The sequence below is a fragment of the Streptomyces sp. NPDC004788 genome, assembly GCF_053601115.1.
Window position 1 is genome coordinate 1 of the sequence record NZ_JBSGBF010000046.1, and the last position, 24,857, is coordinate 24,857.

Annotated in this window: 23 protein-coding genes; 2 read left to right on the forward strand and 21 right to left on the reverse strand. The window is 72.6% G+C overall.

The window, feature by feature from the left end:
* Positions 1-150: 150 nt before the first annotated feature.
* Genes cysD through ACWEJX_RS20880 form a run of 3 tightly spaced genes read right to left on the reverse strand, consistent with a single transcriptional unit; the run spans position 151 to position 2,908 of the window.
* Entirely contained in the window at positions 151-1,089 is a 939-nt protein-coding gene (cysD, locus tag ACWEJX_RS20870) for a sulfate adenylyltransferase subunit CysD (protein WP_451608896.1), read from the reverse strand.
* On the reverse strand, positions 1,086-1,646 hold the full coding sequence (cysC, locus tag ACWEJX_RS20875) for an adenylyl-sulfate kinase (protein ID WP_451608897.1): 561 nt from the start codon (positions 1,644-1,646) through the stop codon (positions 1,086-1,088). Before cysC ends, cysD begins: the two co-directional genes overlap by 4 nt.
* Before the next feature lie 38 nt (positions 1,647-1,684).
* The gene (locus ACWEJX_RS20880) at positions 1,685-2,908 is read right to left on the reverse strand and encodes a DUF1015 family protein (RefSeq protein WP_451608898.1); all 1,224 of its coding nucleotides are present in this window, start codon (positions 2,906-2,908) and stop codon (positions 1,685-1,687) included.
* A gap of 150 nt (positions 2,909-3,058) precedes the next feature.
* On the opposite strand from ACWEJX_RS20880, the gene ACWEJX_RS20885 reads away from it, so the two are divergent.
* On the forward strand, positions 3,059-4,387 hold the full coding sequence (locus ACWEJX_RS20885) for an MFS transporter (RefSeq protein WP_451608899.1): 1,329 nt from the start codon (positions 3,059-3,061) through the stop codon (positions 4,385-4,387).
* Here ACWEJX_RS20885 and ACWEJX_RS20890 read toward each other — a convergent pair.
* Entirely contained in the window at positions 4,309-4,905 is a 597-nt protein-coding gene (locus ACWEJX_RS20890) for a flavin reductase family protein (RefSeq protein WP_451608900.1), read from the reverse strand. The genes ACWEJX_RS20885 and ACWEJX_RS20890 overlap by 79 nt on opposite strands.
* Before the next feature lie 35 nt (positions 4,906-4,940).
* Between ACWEJX_RS20890 and ACWEJX_RS20895 the strand changes: the two genes are divergently transcribed.
* The gene (locus ACWEJX_RS20895; protein WP_451608901.1) at positions 4,941-5,516 is read left to right on the forward strand and encodes a GNAT family N-acetyltransferase; all 576 of its coding nucleotides are present in this window, start codon (positions 4,941-4,943) and stop codon (positions 5,514-5,516) included.
* A 20-nt stretch (positions 5,517-5,536) separates the two neighbouring features.
* On the opposite strand, the gene ACWEJX_RS20900 is transcribed toward ACWEJX_RS20895, so the two are convergent.
* The 17 genes from ACWEJX_RS20900 to ACWEJX_RS20980 all read right to left on the reverse strand — a co-directional run bounded on the left by ACWEJX_RS20900 (position 5,537) and on the right by ACWEJX_RS20980 (position 24,800).
* Complete coding sequence (locus tag ACWEJX_RS20900; RefSeq protein ID WP_451608902.1) at positions 5,537-7,144, reverse strand: amino acid adenylation domain-containing protein; 1,608 nt, start codon at positions 7,142-7,144, stop codon at positions 5,537-5,539.
* Between the two features lie 107 nt (positions 7,145-7,251).
* Complete coding sequence (locus ACWEJX_RS20905; RefSeq protein WP_451608903.1) at positions 7,252-8,808, reverse strand: amino acid adenylation domain-containing protein; 1,557 nt, start codon at positions 8,806-8,808, stop codon at positions 7,252-7,254.
* A 19-nt stretch (positions 8,809-8,827) separates the two neighbouring features.
* Positions 8,828-9,880, reverse strand: coding sequence for a hypothetical protein (locus tag ACWEJX_RS20910; protein WP_451608904.1), 1,053 nt, complete (start codon positions 9,878-9,880; stop codon positions 8,828-8,830).
* A complete protein-coding gene (locus ACWEJX_RS20915) occupies positions 9,877-10,509 on the reverse strand; it encodes a 4'-phosphopantetheinyl transferase family protein (RefSeq protein ID WP_451608905.1) in 633 nt (210 codons plus the stop codon). The genes ACWEJX_RS20910 and ACWEJX_RS20915 overlap by 4 nt, the downstream gene beginning before the upstream one ends.
* Entirely contained in the window at positions 10,506-11,636 is a 1,131-nt protein-coding gene (locus tag ACWEJX_RS20920) for an acyl-CoA dehydrogenase family protein (RefSeq protein WP_451608906.1), read from the reverse strand. Before ACWEJX_RS20920 ends, ACWEJX_RS20915 begins: the two co-directional genes overlap by 4 nt.
* Positions 11,629-12,789, reverse strand: a complete 1,161-nt coding sequence (locus ACWEJX_RS20925) for an acyl-CoA dehydrogenase family protein (RefSeq protein ID WP_451608907.1) — start codon at positions 12,787-12,789, stop codon at positions 11,629-11,631. The genes ACWEJX_RS20920 and ACWEJX_RS20925 overlap by 8 nt, the downstream gene beginning before the upstream one ends.
* Positions 12,786-13,043: a phosphopantetheine-binding protein gene (locus ACWEJX_RS20930; RefSeq protein WP_451608908.1), complete on the reverse strand. Its 258-nt coding sequence runs from the start codon at positions 13,041-13,043 to the stop codon at positions 12,786-12,788. The genes ACWEJX_RS20925 and ACWEJX_RS20930 overlap by 4 nt, the downstream gene beginning before the upstream one ends.
* A 33-nt stretch (positions 13,044-13,076) precedes the next feature.
* Complete coding sequence (locus ACWEJX_RS20935; protein ID WP_451608909.1) at positions 13,077-14,300, reverse strand: type III PLP-dependent enzyme; 1,224 nt, start codon at positions 14,298-14,300, stop codon at positions 13,077-13,079.
* On the reverse strand, positions 14,293-15,792 hold the full coding sequence (locus ACWEJX_RS20940; RefSeq protein WP_451608910.1) for a class I adenylate-forming enzyme family protein: 1,500 nt from the start codon (positions 15,790-15,792) through the stop codon (positions 14,293-14,295). The genes ACWEJX_RS20935 and ACWEJX_RS20940 overlap by 8 nt, the downstream gene beginning before the upstream one ends.
* Positions 15,789-16,970, reverse strand: coding sequence for an acyl carrier protein (locus ACWEJX_RS20945; protein ID WP_451608911.1), 1,182 nt, complete (start codon positions 16,968-16,970; stop codon positions 15,789-15,791). The genes ACWEJX_RS20940 and ACWEJX_RS20945 overlap by 4 nt, the downstream gene beginning before the upstream one ends.
* Complete coding sequence (locus ACWEJX_RS20950; RefSeq protein ID WP_451608912.1) at positions 16,967-18,322, reverse strand: TrpB-like pyridoxal phosphate-dependent enzyme; 1,356 nt, start codon at positions 18,320-18,322, stop codon at positions 16,967-16,969. Before ACWEJX_RS20950 ends, ACWEJX_RS20945 begins: the two co-directional genes overlap by 4 nt.
* Positions 18,319-18,606, reverse strand: a complete 288-nt coding sequence (locus tag ACWEJX_RS20955) for an acyl carrier protein (RefSeq protein WP_451608913.1) — start codon at positions 18,604-18,606, stop codon at positions 18,319-18,321. The genes ACWEJX_RS20950 and ACWEJX_RS20955 overlap by 4 nt, the downstream gene beginning before the upstream one ends.
* A complete protein-coding gene (locus ACWEJX_RS20960) occupies positions 18,603-19,892 on the reverse strand; it encodes a glutamate-5-semialdehyde dehydrogenase (RefSeq protein WP_451608947.1) in 1,290 nt (429 codons plus the stop codon). The genes ACWEJX_RS20955 and ACWEJX_RS20960 overlap by 4 nt, the downstream gene beginning before the upstream one ends.
* Positions 19,893-19,898: 6 nt before the next feature.
* Entirely contained in the window at positions 19,899-20,639 is a 741-nt protein-coding gene (locus ACWEJX_RS20965; protein WP_451608914.1) for an SDR family NAD(P)-dependent oxidoreductase, read from the reverse strand.
* Entirely contained in the window at positions 20,636-21,367 is a 732-nt protein-coding gene (locus ACWEJX_RS20970) for a thioesterase domain-containing protein (protein WP_451608915.1), read from the reverse strand. The genes ACWEJX_RS20965 and ACWEJX_RS20970 overlap by 4 nt, the downstream gene beginning before the upstream one ends.
* Entirely contained in the window at positions 21,364-24,546 is a 3,183-nt protein-coding gene (locus ACWEJX_RS20975; RefSeq protein WP_451608916.1) for a non-ribosomal peptide synthetase, read from the reverse strand. Before ACWEJX_RS20975 ends, ACWEJX_RS20970 begins: the two co-directional genes overlap by 4 nt.
* Complete coding sequence (locus tag ACWEJX_RS20980; RefSeq protein WP_451608917.1) at positions 24,543-24,800, reverse strand: phosphopantetheine-binding protein; 258 nt, start codon at positions 24,798-24,800, stop codon at positions 24,543-24,545. Before ACWEJX_RS20980 ends, ACWEJX_RS20975 begins: the two co-directional genes overlap by 4 nt.
* Positions 24,801-24,857: the final 57 nt, after the last annotated feature.

Sequence of the window (24,857 nt, forward strand, 5' to 3'; positions counted from 1 at the left end):
CTGGTCGGCGAGGACCGACTTGGAGTCGTGGAGCAGCCGGCCCACCAGGGTGGACTTGCCGTCGTCGACGGAACCGGCGGTCGCGAACCGCAGCAGCGTCGTGGTCTCCGGGTCGGCGCCGTGCGTCATCTGGTCGGTGGACGTGCTCATTTAGAAGTACCCCTCGCGCTTGCGGTCTTCCATGGCGGCCTCGGACAGCTTGTCGTCGGCGCGGCTCGCGCCGCGCTCGGTGAGTCGGGACGCGGCGATCTCGGTGATGACCTGCTCGACGGTCGACGCGTCGGACTCGACGGCGCCGGTGCAGGACATGTCGCCCACGGTCCGGTAGCGGACCTGGCGGGTGACGACCGGCTCGTCCTCGCGGGGGCCGCCCCAGTCGCCCGCGGTGAGCCACATGCCGGAGCGCCGGAACACGTCGCGCTTGTGTGCGAAGTAGATCTCCGGCAGCGCGATGTTCTCGCGGGCGATGTACTGCCAGACGTCCAGCTCGGTCCAGTTGGACAGCGGGAACACGCGGACGTGCTCACCGGGGGCGTGCCGGCCGTTGTAGAGCTGCCACAGCTCGGGGCGCTGACGGCGCGGGTCCCACTGCGAGAACTCGTCGCGCAGGCTGAACACCCGCTCCTTCGCGCGGGCCTTCTCCTCGTCGCGCCGCCCGCCGCCGAGCACCGCGTCGAAGCCGTGGATCCGGATGGCCTCGGTCAGCGGGACCGTCTGCAGCGGGTTGCGGGTACCGTCCGGACGCTCCTTGAGGACACCGCGGTCGATGTACTCCTGCACCGAGGCCACGTACAGCCGGAGCCGGTGCTCGGCCACGACCCGGTCGCGGTACTCGATGACCTCGGGGAAGTTGTGCCCGGTGTCCACGTGCATCAGGGAGAAGGGTGCCGGCGCGGGCGCGAACGCCTTCAGCGCCAGGTGGAGCATGGTGATGGAGTCCTTGCCGCCGGAGAAGAGGATCACCGGTTTCTCGAACTCGCCGGCCACCTCACGGAGGATGTGCACGGCCTCGGACTCCAAGGCGTCCAGGTGGCCGAGCGTGGCGGGGCGGTCGGCCTCCCGCGCCGGTGAGGACGTGATCGTGGTCATGCGAGCTCCCTCTCGGTGAGCAGCGTGTGCAGCGCGGCCAGGGACTCCTGCACGGTCTGCTGGTGCGAAGCGATGCGCAGGTCGGGCGAGTCGGGTACCTCGTAGGGGTCGTCGACGCCGGTGAGCCCGGACAGCTCGCCCGCGGCACGCTTGGCGTACAGACCCTTCACGTCTCGTTCGGCGCACACCTCGACGGGTGCGGACACATGGACCTCCAGATAGGGCGTGTCCGACGCCTCGTGGCGTTTGCGGACGGCCTCGCGCTGGTCCGCGTACGGCGCGATCACCGGCACGAGGACCAACACGCCGTTGCGGGCGAGGACTTCGGCGACCAGGCCGATGCGCTGCACATGGGTGTTCCGGTCCTCGCGGCTGAAGCCGAGCCCCGCGGAGAGGGTGGTGCGGATCTCGTCGCCGTCGAGCACCTCCACCCGGCGTCCGTCGGCGCGCACGCGTTCGGCCATGGCGTGCGCGATGGTCGTCTTTCCCGAGCTGGGCAAGCCGGTCAGCCAGACGGTCGCGCCCGGCCAGCAGGTGCAGATGCCGTTCTCTCTCATCAGATCTCTCTTCCGTGGGTGGTCCTCGTCAGCGGTCCTCAGAGCATGCGCAGCACGAACCCGCTTCGCGGCTTGGGATCGAATGAAGTCGACTTGTAGGGAACGCGCCCGCCGGCCATGGCGATGGCCCGCACGTCGGAGAAGTCCGGGGGCTTCAGGACGACCGCGGTGCCGTTCTTGCGGCGGGCCCGGTCGACGGCCTCGCGGGCGCCGTGGACATACGCTATATCGGAATCATCGGAATGGTCCCAGACCACTTCGATGAACAAGGTGTGCAGAATCGCGGAATCAAGGTTTCGCCATTCCGGCGGAGCCGCCCCGGACATCGCGAGTTCAATTGCCAGCCGGTCGACGTCGGTCACCAGGAAGTGGCGATCCCCGTCACTGATCAGAAAAGATATGCCGTCCGGCGGGGTGTATTCAAGGAGACGAAGGGCGGACTCGAATTCACGGGGCGTCTCCTGGACCCGGCAGACGCCCTTGGCCCGCTCGACGGCTTCCGCCAGGCTCAGGTCCGGCAGGACACGGTGAATGGCCCGCAGCCGCGGCGGATAGGCGGCCGAGTCCACGAGCAGGGCGAGTCCGTAGTGCCACGCCTCGTCCTGCGCGTGCTCGGCCCGCAGCCGCTGGTACGCCGCATAGCGGTGGTGGCCGTCCGCGATCAGCCCCGCCCGGTGGCGCAGGTCCTGGGCGATGGTCGCGTGCGCGGCCCTGTCGGTGATGCGCCAGAGCCGGTGCGTCCGGCCGTCCTCGGTGGTCACCCGCACCAGCGGACGGCGCCGGTCCGCCACGGCGTCGACGACCTCGCTCGCCGCGCCGCCGCCCTCGTACACGCAGAAGATGGGCTCCATGTCGGCGGAGGCGGTGCGGATGAACTCCGCCCGGTCCGGAATGGAGGCGGCGAAATGCTCCTCGTGCGGCAGCACGCCGGAGGACGGGTCGTCGCTCACGTGGAGCGCGCCGATCAGCCCGCGCTGGATCACGCTGCCGGCCTCGGTCTGGTCGTACACGAACAGCGCCGGCTCGGCGTCCGTGGCCAGTACGCCTTCGGAGAGCCAGCGGCGCAGCGTCACCCGCGCCCCGGCATTCCGCCCCGCTTCTGCGGATATGTCCGCGTCGGGCTGGATTATCTGCCGGACGTTGTACGGACTGACCGGCCGGCTCCCGTCTTTCGGGTGCTCCTCGGGAAGCGCCGTGACACTCGCCAGATCGCCGACCACGTCCTGCACAAAGCGTGTGGCTCGAAAAGGTATCAGATCCATTCGCACCTCCTCGCGGAAAAATGGACATTCTGCGACCGAATTCGGCCCCATTGAGCGAACGGTGTCATCGGGCCTTGACATGTCAAGTAGGGGCATGGACGATTGGCCGTCGTTCCGGCATTCATCGAAACGCGAAAGTAGGGAACGGCAGTGCCCCAGGCGCACTCGACATCGAGCTCCTCGACGAGCGAATCAGATTCCGGCGAATCAATTCCCCGGGCCGGCCGCAACGAATGGCTGCTGGTCTTCTTCACCGCCATGACGAACATGGCGGATGCCATCGCCCGGGTGGCCCTGCCGCTGCTGGCCGCGAAGATGACGCAGTCGCCCAGTCTCATCTCCGCCGTGGGTGTCCTCATCACGCTCCCGTGGTTGCTGGCCGCACTGCCGGTGGGCGTTCTCGTCGACCGGGTCAGCCGGCGCACGCTCATGGTCGTCGCGGAGGCGATCCGGCTCTGCGCCATCACGTCGCTGTTCGCCTCCGTCCTGCTCGATGCCAAGTCGCTGCCGATCGTCTACGTCGTCGCGCTCGCCATGGGTACGGCGGAGGTCCTCGCGCTCACCTCCGGCGCGTCCATCGTTCCCGCCGCCGTTCCCAAGTCCCGCTGGGAACCGGCCACCGCGCGCATCACCGCCATGGAGTACCTCTGGAAGCAGTTCCTCGGCGCCCCCGTCGGCGGCTTCCTGGTGGCCTCGGGCTTCGTCCTCGCCTTCGGCGTCAGCGGTCTCGTGTACGCCGCCGGCATGGTGCTGCTGACGCTGCTCGTCGGCGACTTCTCGCCCAAGCCGGCCGGCGGCGCCCAGGCCCGGCCGCGGCAGCCCATCCGCGTCGAGATCCGCGAGGGCCTCGACTTCCTCTGGAAGAACCGGCTGCTGCGCACGATGGCGCTGCTCATCGCGGTCATGGCCGGCTGCTGGAGCGTCTGGCTCGCCCTCATCCCCGCGTACGCCGCCGCTCCGGGCCCGCTCGGACTCAGCCCCCGCCAGTACGGCCTGCTCCTCACCTGCCTCGGCGTCGGCGGAATCGTCGGCACGCTGCTGGTCGGACGGGTGAACCGGCTGCTCGGCCGCCGCTGGTCGATGTTCGTCGACATCATCGGTTCCTTCTTCCTCGTCGCCGCTCCGGCCCTGCTTCCCTCGGTCAAGGGGAGCGCCGTTCCCATCGCCTGCGCCGCGTTCGTCGCCGGCGTCGGCGGCACCATGTGGACGGTCAACGCCCGGGTGATCATGCAGACGTTCGTCCCCGACCACCTGCTCGGCCGGTTCAACGCCGCCTACCGCCTCATCAGTTGGGGCACCGCCCCGATCGCCGCGGCGGTCGGCGGCCTGGTCGCCCAGTTCGTCAACTACCACGTGGCCTTCGGTGTGTTCGCCGTGCTCTGCGCCCTGCTGGTCATCCCCTACCTGCGGGTGGTGACCGACAAGGCCCTGGCCGCCGTCGACACCCCGCGGTCCGACACGGCGTCGGCCGAGGGCTGATCCCCGACGCCGAACTCGCCGTTCGCGAAGAGCAGCGGCGCGGCCCGGCGCATCTGGTCGAACGAGAGCACCTCGCCCACGAGGATCACGTGGTCGCCACTGGGATGCGCCGCGTGCAGCCGGCAGTCGAAGAACGCCAGCCCCTCGGCGAGCACCGGGCAACCGGTGGCCGGCCCCGCGAACATGGTCTCGCCGCCGAACGAGGCCAGACCGGTCGGCCGCCGCGGGTTGGCGAACCAGCCCGCCTGGTACTTCTGGTCGGCCGCGAGCACGGTGACCGCGAAGATCTCCGACTGCTCGATCGCGGTCAGCATCCGCGAGGTGTTCTGCAGACTGACCAGGACGAGCAGCGGGTCGAGCGACACCGTCGAGAACGCGTTCACCGTCACTCCGAGGGGCACGTCGTCCGTCAGACTGGTGACGACGACGACGCCCGTCGCGAAACGGCCCGCGGCGCTCCGGAAGGCCGACCGCTCGGCTGCGCTCAGGGCCGAGGTCGCCTCGTTACCATGGGTCATCCCCGATTCCTTCCACAGGAGGAGTGCAGCCGGACATGCGCATCACGCGGACGAGTCCACTCACCGTCGAGAACTGGCCGGACCTGGAGGACCTCTTCGGTGAACGCGGGGCATGCGGCGGCTGCTGGTGTATGTACTGGCGTCTCACCCGCGCCGACTACGAGTCCGGCGACGCCAACCGGCGGGCGTTCCACGCGCTGGTGAAGGACGGCGAACCGACGGGTCTGCTCGCCTACACCGAGGACCGGGCGAACGGCGGGGAACGCGCGATCGGCTGGTGCGCCGTCTCGCCCCGGTCGGCGTTCGCCCGCCTGCGGACGGCCACGGTGGGCCGCGGCGGCGCCGACGAGCCGGGACGCTGGTCGGTGCCCTGCTTCTACGTCCGCGCCGGACACCGCCGGCAGGGCAGCGCGGACGTTCTGCTCGCCGCGGCCTGCGACTACGCGCGCGCCCACGGCGCCGAGGTGATCGAGGGCTATCCGACCACGAGCCCGAAGGCGGCGGCCTCCGACCTCTACGTCGGCACCCAGGGCCTGTTCGAACGGCAGGGCTTCACCGTGGCGCGCCGGCCCACCGCCAACCGCCTGGTGATGGAACGCCGTTGCGCCTGAGCGCTCCGGCGCGTCCCGGCTCACAGGTCCCTCTGGAGCTCGGCGGCCAGCTGCCGGCGGTCCGTCTTGCCGTTGGCGTTCACCGGCAGCATCGCGCGCCGGTGGTACCGCTCGGGCACCATGTACGGCGGAAGCCTCGTGGCGACCAGGTCGGTGAACTCCTCGTCCGGGACCTCCGTGCCCGTGTAGACCGCGTGCAGCGCGTGCCCGCCCGGGCCCGGCACGGCGAGGACCACCACGTCCTGCACCTCGGGACGGGCCCGCAGTACGTGCTCGATCTCACCGGTCTCGATCCGGTAGCCGCGGATCTTCACCTGGTCGTCGAGCCGGCCCAGATAGACGAACTGCCCGTCCTCGACGCGCACCCGGTCACCGGTGCGGTACCAACTGCCGGGCGTCACCGCGTCGCCGTCGAGGACGCTCGACCGGTCACCGTCGTACGCCACGAACCGGCCCACGTTCTGCCGGGGATCGAGATACCCGTCGAACCGCTGGTGCCCGCGCAGGCACAGTTCGCCCTCGTCGGCGGCGCGCCCGGAGTCGTCGAGGACGACGCCGTCGAGCAGGTCGTGCACCGTGCCGATCGGCACGGTGCCGTTCGGCGTCCGCGGCCAGTGCGCCCGGTCCGCCGGCAGCCGGTAAGCGGTGCACGAGATGGTCACCTCGGTGGGCCCGTACAGGTTCTCGATGACGCTGTGCGGCGCCGCCTCGGCCCATGCCGCGGCCTGTTCGAGCGTCAGCGGTTCGCCGCCGAAGAGGGTGTGCCGCAGGGTCGGCAGGCTGCCGGCCGCAAGTCCCCGCAGCCGCCGGGCGATGGAGATCACCGACGGCACCGAGAACCAGTGCGTGATGCCCTTGGCCGCGATGAACCGCGTCGGCATCATCAGCTCGCGCGACTGCGGGACGACCAGGGTGGCGCCCGAGCACCACGCGACGAACATGTCGAACACCGACGGGTCGAAGGTCAGGTCGAAGGACTGGGACAGCCGGCTGCCCGGACCCGCCCCGTACCGCTCGATCCACCAGGGGACGTACCGGGCCAGCTGCCGGTGCCGGATCGGCACGCCCTTGGGCCGGCCGGTGGAGCCGGAGGTGAACAGGACGTACGCGACGTCGTCCGCGGCGCCCTCCGGGGGACCGGACCAGCGCGGTCCCGCCGCCACCTCGTCCCGGGTCGACGCGTCCAGAAGGACCGGGGCCGGGCCACTGCCGGAGCCCTCGCCGGACCGCTCGGTCACGACGGCGTCGGCGTCGGGCCGGTCCGTCACCACGACTCCGGCGTCGCGCCGGTCCGTCACGACGACGTCCACGCCCGCGGCCCGGCACACGTACGCGTTCCGCTCGGCCGGGAACGCCGGGTTCAGCGGCACCACCGTGGCCGCCAGCCGCAGCGCCGCCAGATAGCCGGCGTACGCGGCGGGCGACCGGGCCGCCAGGATCCCCACGGCCCGGGGCGGCCGGCCGGTCACCGACACCAGTCGGTGCGCGAGCCGCTCGGCGAGGTCGAGCAGCTCCCCGTAGGTGAACGACTCGCCGCCGACCTCCAGGGCGGTCAGCCGTGAGTGACGCAGGGCGCTGTCCCGGAACCACGTGAACAGCGTTCCGTCCGGATCTGTGTGCTGGTCCACACCGGGCCTTTCGTGGAGCGGGTGGGCGGTCGGGCGGTCGGGTCGGTGGGAAGGAGGGCCGGTCCGGAGGAGAACGGCCTTCCGGACCGGCCGGCGAACGGCGTGCGTCAGCCGGTCAGTTCGGCGGCGAGCAGCTTGCGGTCGACCTTGCCCACCATCGACAGCGGGATCGACTGCCGGTGGTGGTAGGAGCGCGGGCGCATGTAGACCGGAAGCTCCTCGGCGAGCCGCGCGAAGTCCTTCGCCGACACCTCGTCGCCCGTGTAGAAGGCGTGCAGGTCGATCTGCTCGTCCGCCGCCGTCACGGCCACCACGACGATCTCCGCGATGTCGGGGTGCTTGCGCAGCACCGACTCGATCTCGCCCAGCTCCGTGCGGTAGCCGTGGATCTTGACCTGGTCGTCGATGCGGCCGAGGTGCACGAGCTCGCCGTGCTCGATGCGGACCCGGTCGCCCGTGCAGTACCAGTGCTTGTCGTGCAGCGGCTCCGAGCCGTCGTACGAGCGCCCCTGCACCCCGTCGAAGTCCACGAACCGGCCCACGTTGTGCGCCGGGTCGAGATAGCCGGGGCAGCGCTGCGGGCCGCGCACGCACAGCTCGCCGTCGTCCGTGCTCCGCAGCTCCTCGTCGAGCAGGACCCACTCCATGTGCGGGTAGATCTCGCCGATCGGGATGGTGCGGTTGGACGTGGGCGTGCGCGCCTCCTTGTCACGGGGCACCGGGTTGCCGGTGATGATGACCGTGAGCTCGGTCGGGCCGTAGCAGTTGTGGATCGTGGCGTTCGGCGCGGCCGTCAGCCAGGCGTCGGCCTGTTCGGCGGTGAGCGGCTCGCCGCCGAAGTTGCAGTACTGGAGCGTCGGCATGCTGTTCGGGGCGAGGGCGCGCAGCCGCTTGGCGAAGGAGATGATCGACGGCACCGAGAGCCAGTGCGTCAGCCGCTTCTCGTTCACGAAGCGCACGGGCGCGAACACGTCGCTGTGCTGCGGGATGCAGAGCGTGGCGCCGGAGCCCCAGGCGCCGAAGATCTCGATGATGGAGCCGTCGAAGGAAACCTCGAAGGTCTGCGACACCCGGCAGCCGTGAGCGAAGTGGAAGCGCGGGATGGCGTCCTCGAGGAAGGACGAGATGTTGCGGTGGGTCGTGGGCACGCCCTTCGGGCGGCCGGTCGAGCCCGAGGTGAAGACGATGTACGCGTAGTCGCTGCTCGGCCGGGATATCGCGGCGACCAGCTCGTCGTCGCCGCCCTGCGTGACGAGCTTCTTGCGGTCGTCGCCGGTCATGTCGACCACGTCGACGCCGGCCTTCTGCGCGTACTCGTCGAGCTGCTCGCTCGCGGTCTCGTCGGCGACGGTGATCTCCAGGCCGGAGTCCTTCGTGATGGCCAGGTTGCGGGCCACGGGAGAACGCGGGTTCAGCGGCACCACCGCGGCGCCCAGGCGCTGGATCGCGAGGTAGCCGACATAGGTGGTCAGGCTGCGGCTGGCCAGCAGGCCCACGCGCTCGGGCCGCCGGCCGAGCTGCCGCTCGATCAGCGCGGCCATGCGCTCGGACGCCTTCAGGAGTTGGTCGTAGGTCAGCGCGTGGCTGCCGACCTCCAGCGCCATGGAGTCTCCGTGGCGCTGCGCCGAGGCGAGGAACCAGTCGTAGAGGGACCGATCGATCACGGGTGGTTTCCTTTCCTTGTCACACCGGGAGCGCGGCGCGACGGGATTCGATGTCGAGAAGGCGCTCGAACGTGCTGTGGATGAGGGAGGCGCGGGGCCGGCCCCGGCGGGCGGAGTCGACGGCGAAGCGCACGGCCTTGGGCAGCGCCTCCCACGCCCCGACGGCCTCTTCGCACCGGTGGAGTTCCTCCGCCGAGGCGTCGCCGCGCAGGGCCGGCCGCCGGTACCGGAACACGTGGTGCTGGGTCGCCGCCCAGAGGTCCTCCAGGTGGCGGCCCGCGTCGGCCTCCTGCCGGGTGAGCAGGTCGGCCAGGAAGGGCAGTGCCGAGACGCTGTCGGTGAGCCAGTCGCCGGGCAGCGGCGCGGTGGATCCCGGCCCGGGCCGCTCGCACTCCGGCCCGGACACCGATCCCCGTCCCGGCCCTGGCGCCGCCTCCCGCGCGAGCCACTGCCGGGCGGAGGGTCCGGACCCGGGCCCGGACCCGCGCTCCGGCTCCGGTTCCGGTACGGGGAATCCGAAGGCGAGGGTGTTGCGCCGGTGCTGCGCGGGCGACCAGCCCGCGGGCAGGGTCATCATCGCGAGCAGCTCGGCGGTGGTCACCGTGCCGGCGTACGGGCGCTGTTCGCCCGCGGGCAGCAGGCCGGCGAAGGCGTCGTACACCTGCCAGCGGCCCTCGCCTCCGCCGCCGGTCACCAGGAGCCAGTGCGGCGCCGACGGGCCCTGGCCGAAGACCGGGGACCAGGGCAGCCGCGCGCTGTCCGTGACGACCAGGACGCGCCCGTGCCGTCCGGCCTCCGCGGTCAGTTCCGCCGCGGCGGACTCCTCGTCGCCGGCGGTCCGGTAGCGCAGCCGGCTGCCGTCCGGGAGCTCGTCCAGCGGGGTGGCGTGGTGGGAGAAGGACAGCTCGCCGTCGGGAAGGTCGGTGCGCACCGCGAGCCGTACGGACCGGGCGAGGTGCTCGTCGGTCCGCGGGAACTCGCGGTGGAGGTACCCCGCCAGGTTCGCCGTGTAGCAGCTCAGACCTTCGAACAACGGCAGCCACTCGGGTAGGTCCGCCTGTGTCTCCGTCACCCTTCCTCCCTTCGGTAGGCACAACTCACCGGAGGCCCCTGGCCCTCGCGCAGGGACCGCCACCGGTACGACCGCCACGCGCCGTGCTGCCGGCCGAGGTCGACGCGGATCGTCCAGGGGCGGCCGGGCAGGCCGTCCCCGGACGCCTTGACGCACGCCTCCTGCACGGTCCAGATGCGGGCGAACTCCCACTCCCGGTCCGGCGCCGGCAGTACGGACAGGCCGGCCGCCGTCGACTCGGTGCAGCAGCGGCGGAGCATCGCCGGGCTGACCGCCCGCGGTTCCTGCACGTCCACGCCCACGGCGTGCCCGTCACCGACGACCGCCGCCGCCCACTCGCCGTCGTGCGAGAGGTTGATGCCGAGGTCCGGCCGGTCGGGCAGATACGGCTTGCCGCCGTCGCGGACGGCGATCGGAGCCCGCGCCGCGCCGGGCCCGGCGGTGTCCGCGAGCGCGAGCCGCAGCAGCGTGCGGGCGCCGAGCGACTGCCGGGCCCGCCACGGCGGCAGTCCGGCGATCGCGGACCGGTCCGCCGCAATGCAGCGCCGCGCGTGCGGGAGCAGCGCGTCGATACGGGCCACGGCCAGCGTGACGCCGTCCGCGACGGGGATCAGCTCCGGCGGTCTCACCGGCTCGCCTTGAGGACGTCGGCGGCGTGGTCGGCGACTCCGGCGAGCATGGCTCCCGTCGCGCCGCCGGCGATGCTCCACGCCGCCGCCTCGGTGTGCAGATGGGCGATGCCGTCGTCGGCGAAGGCCGCGGCGCCCTGGAGCTGGACGCACTCGCCGACCACGTACCGCAGGCTCTCGGCCACGGCCGCCTTGGCGATCATGCCGTCCACCGCCGTGGGCTGCTCGTCCGGTCCGCCCCGGATCGTCGCGCACAGCGCGTCCATCCGGCGCAGCTCCACCAGGCACTGCGCGAAGCGCGCGCGGACGGCGTCGTTGTCCCAGGCGGTCCGGCCGTGCAGCGGGTGCCCGGCCAGCTGTTCCCGGGTCCGGTCGAGCACCCGCCGGCAGATCGCCCGCGCCCACAGCGCGGACGCCAGGCGTTCCGTGCCGATGTGGCGGGCGAAGCTCGGCAGGGCCCGGCCGGGCCGGCCGACGACATGGTCGCGGCCGACGGTGACACCGTCGAAGCGCAGGTTCCCGACGCCGGAGCCGAGGAACAGCCGGGTGGTCGTCGGTTCCACGGTGACCCCGGCCGCGTCGGTCGGGACGAGCACCCAGACGAAGCTGGTGAAGTGCCGGGCCGGCCGGTGCCGGGCCAGGACCAGGGCGTGGCCGGCGGTGGTCGCGTTGGTGATCCACCGCTTGCCGCCGTTCAGCACCACCTGGTCCTCGCCCAGTTCGGCGACGGTCGTGGCCTCCATCAGATCGGAGCCGCCCGCGCCCGAATCGGTCGTGGCGAGGGCGAGTTGGGCCTCCCCGTCCAGCGTCGACCCGTACACCGACCGGACGGGGTCGCTGTCGAGTCCCTCGGCCAGGATCGGCAGGGCGGTGGCGAGCTGGACGCAGGCCGACAGGACCGTGCCGGTCGGATGGCGCGCGTCCAGTTCGGTCAGCAGCACCTCCAGGGCCAGCGGGTCGGCGGTCCGGCCCGGCGTCGTACCGGACGGGCCGAGCGCGCGCAGCACGCCCGCTCGCCCCAACTCGCGCCAGACAGCGGCGGTTTCGCCGGGAACGGCGACCCGGTCGAGCGCCGAGGCGATCGACGCGCGCAGGCCGCTCATGTCGGTGGCGGCGGCCTCAGGCAAGGCGCACCTCCGCGTCGAGCAGCGACAGCGAACCGTTGGCGCGGTAGAGCCGGTCGTTGCTGTAGTTCAGCGAGGCGCTGCGCAGGTCGCGGAAGGTCCGCTCCAGGAACAGCGGCGAGTTGCGCAGATAGCCGTGCTGGATGCCGACCAGTTCCACGAGCTCGTCGACCGCGCCGAAGCACCGCTCCGCCGCCTCGGTCTTCAGGGTGTTGAGCAGCAGCTGCACCGGCGCCTGCGACATGTCCTCGGTCCGGTCCAGGACGTCGAGGGTGTGGCGGAGCAGGCTGTGCACCGTGTCCAGGCCGCCGCGGACCTGGGCGAGCCGGCGCAGCAGCAGGTCGGAGCGGGTGTCGAAACGCTTCCGGCCCTGCGGGCTGCGCACATGGCGGATCACCCGGGACAGGGCGCCCGCCGAGGCGCCGAGCCAGCACGCGGCCCAGCCCAGGTGGGCGTACGGACCGAACAGGGCCGTGACCATCGACCTGAAGTCGCCGAGCGGTCCCACCAGTTGGTGTTCGGGCACCGCGCCCGTGAGCCGCATGGGCACGCTGGACGTGGCCCGCATGCCGAGCGGCTGCCAGTCTCCCCGTACCTCCACCTGCAGCTGGTCGCGGTGCGCGTAGACCAGGGACACCTGGTTGGGCGAGGTCGCGCCGGGGGCGAGCGCGGTGATCAGGAAGGCGTCGGCGTGGATGCCGCCGGTGACGATCGGCGCGTTGCGGTCGATGCGCACCAGGCCGTCGCCGGCCTCGGTGGTGGACTCGGCGGCCAGCAGGCTGCCGCCGGTGCCGGCCTCGGTGGTCACCGACGCCAGGTACGACTCGCCCCTGGCGATCGCCGGGAGGAGCTCCGCGCGCAGTTCCGGCGAGGCGTAGCGGACCAGGGTGGCGACCTGCTGGCAGTGCATCGCGAAGATCACCCCGACCGACAGGTCCTCGCGGGCGAGGCGCAGTGCCACGTCGACCATGGTGGCCGCGGTGCCGCCGAGCCCGCCGTACTCGGTCGGTACGAGCAGACCGAGCAGGCGGTGGGTGCGCAGGGCGTCGAGCGCGGCGACGGGGAAGCCGGCGTTCTCGTCGGACTCGGCCGCCTCCTTCGCCACCACGTCGAGCACGTCGGACAGCCGGAGCGGCTCCTCGCTGAGTAGGGTCATGACCGAGCGGCTCCGTCGGCGGCGCCGTCCAGGTCCGAGATCGCCTGCCACAGGTTGCCCGCCGTCGCGAACGTGGTCTCGGTGAGCAGCTCGTCGGGCAGCTGGACACCGAAGGTGTCCTCGATGGCGAACAGCAGCTCGATCTCCTGCATCGAGTCGAGACCGAGCTCGCGCAGCTTTGACTCGGCGGTGAGCTCCTGCTCGCCCGCGTACTTCAGGAACGGGCGGAGCATTCCCTCGAACTCCGGGTTCATATCCGGGTCACTTCCTTCGGATCGGTCGGTCGGTCAGTTGGCGGGCTGCCGCTGCAGCGTGAGGCGGGACTCCTCGACGATCCGGCCGCCGTCGACGACGACCTCGACGGGAGCCGGGTGCCCGAGGAAGGCGAGCAGGCTCGCGCTGAGTCCGTAGGCGCCGACGTTCGGCACCCGCACCACGTCGCCGGGCCGGACCTCGGCCACCTCGGCGGCGCGCGCCCAGGTGTCGAGCGGGGTGCAGAGCGGTCCGGTGACCATGGCGTCGGCGAGCGGCAGCGTCGTGCCGGGCTCGCCGTGCAGCACGGCGGGCGCGATCTGCGGCAGGCGGCGCAGGCCGGACATGCCGCCGAGGTGGTTGATGCCGGATTCGAGGACGAGGACCCGCCGTCCGTGCGAGCGCTTGACGTCCAGGACCCGGGTGAAGAGCGTGCCGCAGGTCGAGACGAGGTGGCGGCCGGACTCGAAGGCCACGGTCGGGCGCCCCTCGCGCCACCCGGGGAAGGTGCCGTCGAGCAGTTCGCCGAGCCGCCCGGCCAGCGTCGGGTACGACGGCGGCTCGCCCTCGCGGGCGTACGGAGCGGCGAACCCGCCGCCCAGGTCGAGCAGTTCGACGTCGATGCCGAGCACGTCGGCGAGCTTCCGGGCGGTGTGCGCCGACTGGGTGAACTGCGCCATGAGCGCGTCCTCGTCGGGGACGTTCGTGCCCATGTAGAGGTGGAAGCCGACGAGCCTGGCCGAGGGCCGGGAGCCGAAACGTTCCGGTTCGGCGAGGATCCACTCCGCGTCCGCGCCGAACGGCGAGGCCACCCCGGTCATGGTGAGGCCCTGTCCGGGCGCGGGCGTGGAGTCGTTGACCCGCAGCACGGTGCGCACCGGCGCGTCCAGGCGGCGGGCGGCCTCGTCGAGCTGGTCCAGGCCGTGCGGCGAGTCCACCGAGAACTCGGTGACGCCCGCCTTGATCGCGTCCTCGATCGCGCGGTCCTGCTTGCCGGGGCCGGTGTAGAGCAGCTTCCCGGCCGGCACGCCGGCGTCGAGGGCGGCCCGGAGCTCGCCGGGGGAGCAGACCTCGGCCCGGCAGCCGGCAGTGTGCAGCGCGGAGACGATCGCCGGGTGCGGGTTCGCCTTGAGCGAGTAGTACACCTCGCTGGGCTCCGGCAGGGCCCGGCGCAGCCGGGCGTGGCAGCGCCGGACCTCGTCCAGGTCGTAGCGGTAGCTCGGGGTCACCCTCTCGCCGGCGTCGACGTCGTCAGACATGGGACTCCTCAAGGAGGCGGGCGAGCGCGGCCCGGTCGATCTTCCGGCTGGCGTTGTACGGCAGTTCGGCGACGACGACGCACTTCTGGGGGACCTTGAAGTCCTCCAGCTCCGTGCGCAGTCCGGTCAGGACGTCGTGCGCCTGGAGCCCGGTCACCGCGAAGAGCACGGCTCCGTCGCGCCCCTCCGCCGGGGGCAGCACGGCGGCGGCCTCGATCTCGGGCAGGCGGTGGGCGGCGGCCTCGACCTCGGTGACGCTCACCCGGAAGCCGCGCTCCTTGTAGAGGTCGTCGCGACGGCCGCTGAAGTACAGATAGCCGTCCTCGTCGAGCCGGCCGTAGTCGCCGGTGTGCAGCTGCGGCAGCAGACCCTCCACCCGGGGGAAGCGCTGGGCGGTGACCTCGGGACGGCGCCAGTAGCCCGCCATCACGTGCGGCCCGCGGACCACGATCTCGCCGTCCTTGCCGGCGGGCAGCCGCTGACCGGTCTCGTCCACGACGAAGATCTCCGTGCCGGGCAGGGCCCGGCCGCTGGAGCCGGGCCGCTCCAGGTCGCCGTCCGGCGGCATGATCGCGGCGCGCTTGCACTCCGTCAGGCCGTACATCAGCTGGATCCGGAGGCCCGGGATCTTCGCGCGGAGCGTGTTCGGGATGTCCTCGGGCATCGCCGCGCCCGTGTTCGTGATCAGCCGGATCCGCGGGGCCCGGGCCTGCGGGCGGCGCAGCAGCCGGGCCAGCGTGCCGGCGAGCGAGGGCACGGCGGGCAGCACGGTCGCGCCGGTGGCGTTCAGGTGCCGCAGCAGCGTCGTGCCGGCCTCCGCCGCGGACGCCAGGTGCAGCCGGGCGCCGGCGAGCGTGGTGAGGAACAGCTGGTAGAGGCCGTAGTCGAAGGACGGCGGGAGCGGTACGAAGACCACGTCGTCCGCGCGGTAGCCCAGGACCTGCTGGATGGCGCGGGCGGCGAAGACCACCTGGCCGTGCGTGGAGACGATGGCCTTGGGCCGGCCGGTGCTGCCGGAGGTGTAGATGAGGCAGACCGGGTCCACGCTGAGCGGGCTCTCCGCCGCCCGGAACTCCGGGCCGGCCGTGGCCGCGGCGGTGCGGACGTCGGCGAGGACGGCCGTCCTGATGCCGCGCTCCTCGGCGAGCCGCCGGCTGCCGGCGTCCTCGCTGATCAGCAGGGCGGGCTCGGCGTCGTCCAGGAGGTGTTCCATCAGGCCCGCCGGGGCCCCCTCCGCGGTGATGACGAACATCGCGCCGAGCCGCGAACAGCCGTAGACGAGGGCCGGTCCGTGGACGTCCGCCGGGAGGCAGATGAGCACCCGGTCGCCGCGCCGGACGCCGCGGTCCGCGAGCCAGGCCGCGACCCGGTGGCTGGCGGCGCGCAGCCAGTCGTACGTCATCACGGTGTCGCCGCAGCTGACGGCGGGGGAGTCGGGGTGCTCCAGGGCGGTGGTGTCGAGCAGTTCATGCAGCAGGGTGGTTGCGGTCACGATGCCTCCTCCACGGCGGCCGGGGCCGCGAACAGCCGGCACAGCGTGTCGACGGTGTCGAAGCTGTCCTCGCGCAGTGCCTCGGGGTCGAGCGTCACGCCGAGGCGGGTCTCGACCCGCTCGATGACGTCGACGAGCCGGAACGAGTTGAACTGGGGCAGGTCACGCAGCGGCGCGGCGGACGGCAGGCCCGCCACGTCGGCGCCGAGGACGGCGCACAGCTCCTCGACCACGACGGCGCGCGGATCCAACGGTGCTTCCCGGGCAGCCAGTTGACGGGCCAGCTCCATGTCCGTGCGCAGCAGCCGGTCCAGCTGGTCGATCACCGACGCCGGTACGGCCCCGCCGCGCCGGGCCCGGCGGGCGGCCACGTAGGTGTGCGCGGCGTAGCGCCGCCACGCCTGCGCCTGCTCCTCGGCCGCGTCGGCAAAGACGCCCGGAACCGTCCCGAGCCAGGCCGCGTGCAGGGTACGGGCCCTGCCGAGCACCCACACGTCCAGGACCAGCGCGTCGAGCGCGTCGGGGTCGCCGAGGGCCTCGCGCACCGCCGTCACGTACGCGTCGACCCGCGGCCCGGCCGCGGACATCGCGGCGGCGTTGGCGGCCAGGACCGCCGTGGTGTCGAGCGCCGGCGGGGGAGTGGCGTCCAGCGCCAGGGCGGTGCACTTCGTGGCGAGTACGGCGTCGAGGTCGGCGGCCGGCAGCCGCCAGACGCCGGGCCGGGCACTGCCCCACGGGGTGTCGTTGTGGTAGGCGTCGATCACGGTGAGCGTGTCGGCCTCGGCATCCTCGTCGTCCGTCGTGAGCAGGAAGCTGTGCTCCATGTGCTCGTGCCCGGCGTACGGCACCCACGGCATCGTGTACGCGTCGCCGACGACGTACAGGACGGCGTGGTCGCGGAGCAGTTCCCGCACCAGCGGACCGTCCGCTCTGTCCCGGCGCGCGGTCACGCGCAGGCCGAGGAGCTCCTCGGCCTCGGCCAGCCGCTGCTCCGGGCCGGCCGGTGTCGTCTCGAAGCCGACGGGCGCGCCCAGAGCCAGGTGGGCGCCGCCGCCGTGGGCGTGGTCGGCGAGCACGGCGAGGTTGGCCTGCAGACAGTCGAGCGCGTCCGCCCGCACGGTCGTCAGCGCGGGCGACCACGCACCGGCCGGCGCCTCGACGGGGGTGTCACCGCTCATCGGGCCCTCACCTCGAGGAGCTCGTCCGGGACCCGGCGCAACCCGGCGGTGGCGCGGCGCAGTTGCTCCTCGTCGTGTCCTCCGTCCTCGATCGTGCCGTCGAGCAGCTGACCGTAGGCGGCGAGGTCGAGCAGACCGTGGCCGCTCACCACCACGAGCACGCCGCGGCCCGGTGCCCGCTGCTCGTCGCGTCCGGTGACGACGTCGAGCGCGGCGGCGAGCGCGTGCCCCGATTCGGGGGCGGGCAGGATCATCTCGGTGAGCGCGAACTGCCGGTTCGCCTCCAGCGCGGCCCGCTGGCCCACCGCGACGGCGGCCACCTGGTCCCGGTGGCGCATCGCGGAGATCACCTTGGCGGCGCCGTGGAAGCGCAGCCCTGCGGAGTGCGCGGGCGGGATCGCGTAGCTGCTGCCGATGGTGTACATCGCCTCCATCGGACCGGTGCCGGTGGCGTCGGTGACGTCGTACGCGAAGACGCCCCGGCTCAGCTTCGGCGTGGCGCTGGACTCGGCCGCGAGCAGGGTCGGCACCGGTGTGCCCTCGTCGGTGTGCCGGCTGAAGAACGGCAGCGCGATGCCGCCGAAGTTGGAGCCCGCGCCGACACAGCCGACGACGGTGTCGACCTCTGCGCCCTCTTCCTGCAGCTGGTCGATGGCCTCCAGGCCGATGACCGACTGGTGCAGGATGCTGTAGGTCTCGCCGCTGCCGATGCAGAAGGCACGCCTGATGCCGTCCCGGCCGCCCTCCTTCGCGTACTCGACCGCCTCGCCGATGGCCAGGGCCAGGGCGTTGGTCGACCCGGTGTCGCCGCGCCGGCCGAGCTCGGTGGCCCGGCTGGGGCTGGCGTGCAGCTCGGCGCCGAGCAGGCGCATCAGCGTCCCGCGGTACGGCTTGTCGTGCAGGCTGCGGCCGACCATGAACACCGTGCACTTCAGGCCGAACGCGGCGCACGCGGCAGCCATCGCGGTGCCCCACTGGCCCGCGCCGGTGCCGGTGACCAGCTCCTCGACGCCGGCCCGCTTGTAGTAGTACGCCTGCGCCAGGGCGGTGTTGAACTTGTGGCTGCCGGAGAGGTTCCCGCCCTCGTACTTCACGTAGACCGGGGCCTTGGCGCCGACGGCCTGCTCCAGGCGACGGGCGCGCCACAGCGGAGTGGGGCGGAACCTGCGGTAGTGGTCGGCCACCTCCTCGGGGATGTCCCACCACTCGCGGCCGGAGATGCTCTGCCGGACCAGTTCGAGCGGGAGGTGCGCGGTCACCGGGCCGTCCGTCGCCGGCGGCGTCACGTCCGGCGGCAGCTGGTAGCCCAGGTGCGGGAGCACGCTGCGCCAGCGGGTCGGGGTCTTCGTCACTGGTTCATCTCCGTTGCGCGCTCGATGACGGCGACGAGGTCGGCGACCGTGTGGAAGGTGTGACCGACGAAGAGGTCGTCCGGCAGGGTCACGTCGAGTTCGTCCTCCAGCCGGATGAGCATGCCGAGGAAGCCCAGCGAGTTGACCTTCAGGAGCTCGCCGCCCAGCGGTTCGTCGTCGGCGAGGGCGTCCGGCCCGACGGACAGCCGGGCCTCCGCGATGAGGATCTCCTTGACGACCCGGTTGATCTCGGCGCGGGTCGCCGCGTCCGTTGCCTCGGTCACGCCTCCTCCTCTCCGGCGCCGCGCAGCGTGCCGTTGCCCTCGACGACCCAGCTGTAGGTCATCAGGGCGGCCAGGTTCACCGGGCCCCGCACGTGCAACCGGGCCGTGCTGATGGACAGTTCGGGCCCCAGGCGCATGGTCGGGCCGTCGTGCAGGCGCAGCGAGCCGTTGACCACGAGGGCGGCCGCGTCGACGGTGCGCAGGAAGCGGTCGACGACGTCGCCGTCGGCGGCGACCACGCCCTCGGTGTGCCGCGAGCCGTACCGCTGGATGTGCGCGACCGCCTCGTCCAGGCCGTCGACGGCGCGGACGCCGAGGGTGCGGTCCAGGAACTCGCGGCCGTTGTCCGTGTCGGACAGCGCCTCGACACGCACGGCTCCTTCGCCGCCGTCGGCCGGCGCCTGATCGGCGAGGCCGGGGCCGAGCCGCAGGGCGTACGCATGGCTGCTCTCCCCGCCGAGGGCGACGAGACGCCGTACCAGGTCGCCCGCGACAGCGGAGTGGGCGAGCACCATCTCCAGCGTGTTGCACGCCGTGGGCTCGGCCAGCTTGCTGTCGAGCACGACACGGGCGGCGAGGTCGACGTCCGCGCTGCTGTCCACGTACAGGTGGTTGACGCCGCCACCGCTCGCGATCACGGGAATGGTGGAGGTGCTCTGGCAGTAGTCGACCAGGGCGGCGCTGCCGCGCGGCAGCAGGGCGTCGATCGCGTCGGGCCGCTTGAGCAGCTCGCGCACGAGCTTGCGGTCCGGGTCGGTGATGATCTGGACCATGTCCGCCGGCAGGTCCGCGGCGGCGAGGGCGTCGGCGACCACGGCGCGCAGCGCGCCGGCCGTGTGGGCGATCTCCGAACCACCCCTGAGCAGCGCGCAGTTGCCCGCGGCCACCGGGAGCAGGGCGCCCTCCACGGTGACCGTCGGCCGGGCCTCGTAGATCATCAGGATCAGGCCCAGCGGCTTGGGGATGCGGCGCACCGCCATGGCGCCGCTCGCGGTGTGCGCCTCGGAGACCGAGGTGACCTCGGGCAGCTCCGCGGCCACCCGCTCGGTGAGCCCCACCAGGTGGTCGAGCTGCGGGGTGCCCATCGTGAGCCGGTCGATCAGCGTCTCGGACAGGCCGCGCGCCCGGGCCGCCGCGATGTCCTCGGCGTTGGCCGCGAGCACCGCGTCCCAGTGGGTGCGCAGGGAGGTGGCGAGTTCCTTGCAGTACGACAGATAGTTGGCCTCGCCGGGCGGCGGGGCAGCGAGCCGGGCCGCCTTGGCGGCCGAGAGCATCTCATCGAGCATGGTCACCTACCACATGAACTGGCCGCCGTCCACGACGAGTTTTTGACCCGTCATGTAGGCAGAGCCAGGGCCGACAAGGAATTCGAGGGCGTCCGCGATGTCGTCCACCGCGCCGATCCGCCGCCGCGGGATCTCCGCGAGCACGGCCGCGCGGGACTCGGCGTCGTCCAGCCGGAACCGGGTGACGAGCTCTTCCGTCTCGGTCATCCCGGGGATCAGGCAGTTCACCCGGATGCGCGGGGCCAGCTCCAGGGCCAGACACTTGGTCAGCTGGAGCAGTCCCGCCTTGCTCGCGCAGTAGTTGGCGCCGTTGAGGCGGGGACGGATGCCGGTGGTGGCGCCGACGTTGACGACGGAGCCGTCCTCACCGGACTCCACCATCGCCGGGGCGAGGCCGCGGGTCAGATAGAAGACGCCGGACAGGTTGGTGTCGACGACGCGCCGCCACTCGTCGACGCTCATCTCCAGGAACGGGCGGTCGATGTTGACGCCCGCGTTGTTCACCAGCACCCGCGGGGTGCCGTGGGCCGAGAGGACCGTGTCGACCGCCGCGGCGACCGAGTCCGGGTCCGCGAGGTCGGCGCGCAGGACGTGGATGCCGGCGCCGGGGTCCGCGACCTGCCGGGCGGCGTCCTCGTCGGAGCGGTAGAGGGCGACGACACGGTGGCCGAGCTTGTGCAGCCGGCGGGTGAACGCGAGGCCGATGCCCCGCGTGCCACCGCTGACGACCGCGAGCGGACCGGTCACCTGGCCGCCTCCGGGTCGGCCAGGTCCAGGAACTTGCCGATGGGCTCGGTGAGTTCGGTGAAGTGCTCGGCGTCGAAGACACCGAAGTGGGTGGCCGACAGGGAGGCCGTACGCAGGTCGGCGGCGAGTTCCCGCCAGCGCTCGGTCGCCTCCTCGCGGGGGCCCATCCGGTCGCCCGTGCACATCGTCAGGAGCACCCGGCCCGCGTACGGAGTCGTCGTCTCGTACTCCGTCAGGGCCCGCACCTGGGCGCGGAAGGTCTCCAGGACCCGGGTCCTGGTGGCCTCGTCCGCGTGCGGACCGAGCTGGCGCACGATGTTGTCCTCGATGTCGCCGTCCGCCTCCGGCGTGGACTCGCGCAGCAGCGGGGAGGTGTCGATCAGGACGAGGTCGGGGCGGTGTCCGCGCTCGGCGAGACGGGTGGACAGCTCCCAGCCCAGGGTGCCGCCCATGGACCAGCCGACCACCAGATCGGGTGTCAGGCCCTGTGCGTCCAGGGTGGCGAGCACCGAGTCGGCCATCTCCGGCACGGTGGTCTCGGGCTGCTCGCCGGCGACCATGCCCAGGGTGCGCACGCCGTACACGTTGTAGCGGCTGCCGAGGTAGCCGGCCAGGCGCAGGTACGGCTGCAGGCCGCCGCCCGCGCCGGGCAGCACGACACAGGCCGGCCGGTTCTTCTTGCGTACCAGGATCACCAGACGGCTGGTCGCGGGGGACGCGGTGGTCATGACGTGGCCTCCTCTTCGCCGTACTCGCGGACGAGCCCGGCCAGCGCGGCGATCGTGGGCAGACGGAAGAAGTCGACGATCGGCACCGCGGCGCCGAACCGCTCCTCGACGAGGGCGAGCGCGGAGAGGATGTTCAGCGAGTGCGCGCCGTAGTCGAGCAGGGTGCGGTCGCGCTCGATGCCGGTGGCGCCGAGCACCTCCTCCCAGACGGCGGCGAGACCGCGTTCCAGGTCGTCCGCGTACTCCGCGGGCGCCGGGCCCGCCGCGTCCTGACGCTCCGCGATCAGCCGGTCGGCGCGGGCGAGCAGGGCGTCCCGGTCGGTCTTGCCGGTGCCCGTCGTCGGCACGGTGTCGACGGTGAGGACCCGCGCGGGGACCATGTACGCCGGCAGGACGCCGGCGAGGTGGCGGCGGACGCGCTCGCCGTCCACGGTGGCGTCGCCCTCGGGCACCACGAAGAGCAGCAGCTCGCGGTCGGCCCCGGTGCCGCGGACGGCCACGACGGCCTGGCGGACCTCGGGCAGGTCGGTGGTGGCGATCTCGATCTCGCCCAGCTCGACGCGGTATCCGCGGATCTTGATCTGGGTGTCGCCGCGGCCCAGGAAGACGAGCCGCCCGTGCTGGTCGCGCAGCACCCGGTCGCCGGTGCGGTACATGGACCCGGTCCCGGCGAAGCGGTCCTCGACGAAGCTCGCCGCCGTGCGCTCCCGGTCGTTGATGTAGCCCTCGGCCGGACACCTGCCGCCGAGGAACAGCTCACCGGGCACGCCCGCGGGAGCCAGGTGTCCGGTGACGTCGACCACGTAGGCGTGGACGCCGGCCAGCGGAAGGCCGATCGGCACGTGGCCCGCCCACTGCTCCTCGGCGCCGGACAGGCGCTGGGTGGTCACCGCGTGGGTCTCGGTCGGACCGTAGAGGTTGACCAGCTCGCAGTGCGGGTGGTCGACGAAGAACGCGCGGATCTGCTCGTCCACCAGGAGCTGCTCGCCCGAGACGCAGACGTACCGCAGCGCCGTGAAGCGGGTCCCCCTGGCCTGCGCGGCCTGGACGAACGGGCGCAGCGCGGCGACCGGCAGATAGATGTGCGTGACCTCGGCGTCGGCGACGTGCCGCACCAGGCCGGGGAAGTCCCGGCGGTCGACCGGCTCCCGCGACACCACGGTGCCGCCGGCGGCGAGCGTGGGGACGATCTCCTGGAACGACACGTCGAAGCCCAGGGGCGCGTACTGCAGGAAGCGGGTGTCCCGGTCCATCCCGAGCGCGGCGATCTGCCAGCCGGTGAGGTTGAGCAGCGGGCCCTGGCCCATGAGCACGCCCTTGGGGCGGCCGGTGGAGCCGGAGGTGAACATCACGTACGCGGGCGGGGCGGCCCCGGTCAGCGGCGGCAACTCCGCTCCGCCGGCGCCCAGTTCGTCCAGCGTCACCCGGCGCACGCCGGGGATGTCGACCTCGGCGCCGACCGTGACGTGGATGCCGGCCGTCTCCGCCATGTACCGCAGGCGCTCGGCCGGCAGGCTGAGGTCGAGCGGCAGATAGGCCGCTCCGCAGCGCATGATCGCGAGGAGGGTGACGGTGGTGTCGGACAGGGTGTCCAGGCACATGCCGACCACGTCGCCCACGGCCACACCGGCCTTGGCCAGACCCGCGGCCACGGCGTCGACGCGCGCGGCGAGTTCGCCGTACGAGACGTTCCCGCCCTCGTCCGCGATGGCGACCGCCTCGGGCTGCGCGGCGGCGACGTCGGAGAGCCACTCGGTGAGCGTGGCCGCGGGCACGTCGGCCGGGTATCCGTCGGTGCGGCGGCTGTCGACCGCCGACGCGTCGGTGAACAGGTCGGCGAGCGTGCGCGACCCGTCTTCGACGGCCCGGCGCAGCGCCGAGCGCAGCGAGGTGAGCAGTCCGTCGGCGACGACGGGTGCGATCAGCTGGGTGTCGTACTCGAGTTCAAGGAGCCAGCGGCCGTCGACCGGGGTGGCGCCGAGCCACAGGTCGAACTTGGCGGTGCCGTTGCTGGGTTCGCCCACCCCGCGGATGACCCCGGAGCTGTCCCCGTCGAAGGTGTCCTGCATGGCGAGCATGCAGGCGAACAGCGGGTTGCGGTTGGTCGAGCGGTCCGGCTGCGCGTGGGCGACGAGCTGGTTGAACGGCACGTCGACGTTGGAGCGGCAGTAGTCGACCGCCTCGCGCACCACCTCGCCGGCGTGCCGGTCGAACGGGAGGGTCCAGTCGACGTCGATCGCCACCGGCAGGGTGTTGACGAAGAAGCCGCACAGGTCGAAGGCGCCGACGGTGCGGCGGGCCATGAAGGGGCTGCCGACGAGCACGGTCTCGACCGCCGCGTGCCGGGCGACGACCGCGCTGTAGAGGGCGCTGAACAGGACGAACGGCGTCACGTTCAGCCGCTTGCAGGTCGCGGCGACCGCGTCGCTCTCCGCCTCGCCGAGCAGCCACTCCAGGCGCGCGCCGTCGAAGTCGGTCTCCGCCGGCCGGTTCGGGCGCGGGAAGAGCACCTGCGCGGGTACCTCGCGCAGCCGCTCGGCCCACTGCCGGGCCCGCTCGACGGTCTTGTCCGCGGTGGTCACGGAGTTCTGCGCGCGCAGTTCACGCAGGAACGCCCGCTCCCGGGTGGCGCGGAGCTCCCGGGTGCGCTCGGCCGTGAGCGAGCCGCCCAGGGCGGACTCCATGTCCCGTACGACCGGGCCGAGCGACACGCCGTCACCGATGATGTGGTGCATCACCAGGAGGATCGCCGCCTGGGAACCGTCGGCGGCGCGTACGTAGCCGGCCCGCCAGGGCGATTCCTCGGTGAGGGCGAACGCGGGCCGGCCGAGGCGCACCGCCCACTCGCCGATCGTCTGGTCGAAGCGGTCCGCCGGCGCCTCGACGAGCTCCAGGGGCAGCTCCGCGCGGGCGGGCGGCTCGGCGAACCGGGCGTGCGGGGCGGGGCGCAGCGCGAAGATCTGACGCATCGACGGCTGCACCGTGACCAGCGTGATCAGCGCGTCGGCCACGGCCTCGAAACCGAAGGCCGGGTCGATGTCGAACCGCATGACCTGGTTGTAGATCTCGGGGGTGGGCACGCGGTCGTTGACGACCAGCAGGCCCTTCTGGGAGTCGGTCAGCGGGAGCGGCTCGGCAGCGGCCGCGGGGACGGCGTCGGTGTCCGTCGGAGCGCTCACGCGTCGGCCGTCCCGTCCGCGTCCGCGTCGCCGCCGGCGGCGACGTCGCGCAGCCATGCCTTGAGGTCGCCGATGGTGCGCAGATCGGCCAGGCGCGTGGCGTCGATCTCGGCGTCGTCGTCGGCGGCCACCTCCACGGCGAGGCGGATGAGGGACAGCGACTCGAGGCCGGCGTCCTGCAGGGGGGTGCTGTCGTCGAAGGCGAAGGTCGCGTACTTGGTGATGATGGCGTCGAAGTCGACAGACGTCTCCATCGATGCTCCAGTCATGTCAGAGGAATCGTGAATCGGCCGCACGCGTCGGGCGAGTGG

Coding starts and splice junctions, on each gene's coding strand:
- ACWEJX_RS20970 (WP_451608915.1), bottom strand. CDS start 21,367: ATGACCACCGCGTCCCCCGCGACCAGCCGTCTGGTGATCCTGGTACGC.
- cysC (WP_451608897.1), bottom strand. CDS start 1,646: ATGAGAGAGAACGGCATCTGCACCTGCTGGCCGGGCGCGACCGTCTGG.
- ACWEJX_RS20930 (WP_451608908.1), bottom strand. CDS start 13,043: ATGAACCCGGAGTTCGAGGGAATGCTCCGCCCGTTCCTGAAGTACGCG.
- ACWEJX_RS20945 (WP_451608911.1), bottom strand. CDS start 16,970: ATGAGCGGTGACACCCCCGTCGAGGCGCCGGCCGGTGCGTGGTCGCCC.
- ACWEJX_RS20880 (WP_451608898.1), bottom strand. CDS start 2,908: ATGGATCTGATACCTTTTCGAGCCACACGCTTTGTGCAGGACGTGGTC.
- ACWEJX_RS20895 (WP_451608901.1), top strand. CDS start 4,941: ATGCGCATCACGCGGACGAGTCCACTCACCGTCGAGAACTGGCCGGAC.
- ACWEJX_RS20925 (WP_451608907.1), bottom strand. CDS start 12,789: ATGACCCTACTCAGCGAGGAGCCGCTCCGGCTGTCCGACGTGCTCGAC.
- ACWEJX_RS20960 (WP_451608947.1), bottom strand. CDS start 19,892: ATGCTCGATGAGATGCTCTCGGCCGCCAAGGCGGCCCGGCTCGCTGCC.
- ACWEJX_RS20980 (WP_451608917.1), bottom strand. CDS start 24,800: ATGGAGACGTCTGTCGACTTCGACGCCATCATCACCAAGTACGCGACC.
- ACWEJX_RS20890 (WP_451608900.1), bottom strand. CDS start 4,905: ATGACCCATGGTAACGAGGCGACCTCGGCCCTGAGCGCAGCCGAGCGG.
- ACWEJX_RS20935 (WP_451608909.1), bottom strand. CDS start 14,300: ATGTCTGACGACGTCGACGCCGGCGAGAGGGTGACCCCGAGCTACCGC.
- cysD (WP_451608896.1), bottom strand. CDS start 1,089: ATGACCACGATCACGTCCTCACCGGCGCGGGAGGCCGACCGCCCCGCC.